This window comes from Enterococcus sp. 5H (genome assembly GCF_028128615.1).
Lineage (GTDB): Bacteria > Bacillota > Bacilli > Lactobacillales > Enterococcaceae > Enterococcus_L.
This window is the reverse complement of sequence record NZ_AMDP01000006.1, coordinates 1-1,700: the sequence shown is the minus strand read 5'-3', so window position 1 is coordinate 1,700 and position 1,700 is coordinate 1. Positions and strand designations below refer to the sequence as shown.

Genomic DNA, 1,700 nt, shown 5'->3' with positions numbered 1-1,700 from the left:
TTTTTAAATTAAAACTTCTGCTATTAATTTGCTTACAAGTTCCACTGCTTTTTCAAGTTCAGCGATTGGAATAAATTCATGTACGGTATGGATCTTTTCATAGCCGATAGATAAATTGGCTGTTTCTTTGCCGTTTGCATTGAATACATTGGCATCACTTCCACCGCCGCTTACATCATACGTTGCAGAACGACCTACATTAGCTAAAGCTTTCGTCGCTAACTTCACTGTTTCATTTTCTTCTGTCAAACGATAGCCCACCGATTTCACATCTGTTGTTGCAGTGACTGCTCCGCCAAATTCTTCAGCAGTTTTTTCAAACAATCCTAGCATATGAGCCACTTGATCTTCACAAACTTCATGGGAAATCCCGCGGGCTTCTGCTGTAATTTTTACTTCTTCAGCGACAATGTTTGTTGCTGATCCACCATTGATTGTACCGATATTTGCAGTTGTTTCTTGATCTAAACGACCTAATTTCATTTGAGCAATTGCTTTTGCCGCAATCTCAATCGCTGAAACTCCTTTTTCTGGTTCTAAACCAGCGTGTGCAGTTGTTCCTGTAATTGTTACGTCCATACCTACTAAAGTTGGGCTTGCTACAGTAATACTGCCTACTGGTCCGCCATTATCTAAAACAAAACCAATTTCAGCTTCCATTTGACTAACATCAAAAGCATTCGCTCCAACTAAACCAATCTCTTCACCTGGTGATAGGACAAATTCTAAGACACCATGAGGCAAGTCTTGTTCTTTAATCCGCTCAAGCAATTCCAGCATAATCGCAATTCCCGCTTTATCATCGGCAGCTAAAATAGTTGTCCCATCAGAATAGATAGTCCCATCTTTCACTACCGGTTTAATGCCAATTCCCGGAGTAACAGTATCCACATGAGATGAGAAAAATAATGGTTTTGCTTGTGCAGTAGCCGCTAAACGGCAAAGTAAATTATTAGCACCTAAACCTGTTTGCTCCATCGTTTGATCTTCAAAAACTTCTAAACCTAGTCCAGAAAATTTTTCTTTTAAAAAAGCTTGAAAACGGCCTTCATTTTTTGACTCTGAATCAATTTTAACTAGTTCGATAAATGTATTTACTAAACGTTCTTGGCTCATAGGTATATCCTCCTTAAGTTAGACAATTAAATTTACCCGATCATAAAACCGACAATAATTCCTCCTGTAATGACAGAGGTAATCGTTACTGTTGAAAAACCAGCAGTAACCATTATTGGTAAAATGTTCTGTTCAATAACTGCGATTTCTTCTTCTGTCTCCCCAACTGCCTGCGCTGCTTCTTTCGTTAAAACCATCGTTCCCGGAAATCCAAAGAAAGTTGTCATTCCAACCGCCAATGATAATGCTCCTGAATAGCCGACGCTTTTCCCGATAAAATAAGAACAAACAAAAATCGTCAAAACCCCTGCAACTAAGTAAAAACTAATCGGCCAAATCAATGCTAGCAAATCAGATGGAACAATATCCGCTAATGGGCCGAATGCGATGACCATGATTGAAACCATCAATAGCCCGAATGTATCTGTTGTTGAAAGTGCATTAGGTTTTAAAATTTTAAAGTGACGAAGAATAATTCCCAATAGTAAAGCAATAACAAACGTATTTACATTTCCTTGCGTTAAATCGCTTAACAGCATAGACACATAAACTGTAGCCGCTAATAAAAACAAAGTAGCATACGG

General features: G+C 38.5%; 1 protein-coding gene and 1 pseudogene. Both read right to left on the bottom strand.

Features of this window, described 5'->3' with window-relative positions; all coding sequences use genetic code 11:
* Positions 1-3: 3 nt before the first annotated feature.
* Positions 4-1,116: a M20/M25/M40 family metallo-hydrolase gene (locus tag C240_RS03490; RefSeq protein ID WP_271491020.1), complete on the bottom strand. Its 1,113-nt coding sequence runs from the start codon at positions 1,114-1,116 to the stop codon at positions 4-6.
* A gap of 32 nt (positions 1,117-1,148) precedes the next feature.
* Positions 1,149-1,700, bottom strand: a pseudogene (locus tag C240_RS03485) (hypothetical protein); the annotation flags it as partial.

Excerpts from the sequence above, each read along its gene's own strand:
- C240_RS03490 (WP_271491020.1), bottom strand. The coding sequence starts at position 1,116 with ATGAGCCAAGAACGTTTAGTAAATACATTTATCGAACTAGTTAAAATT.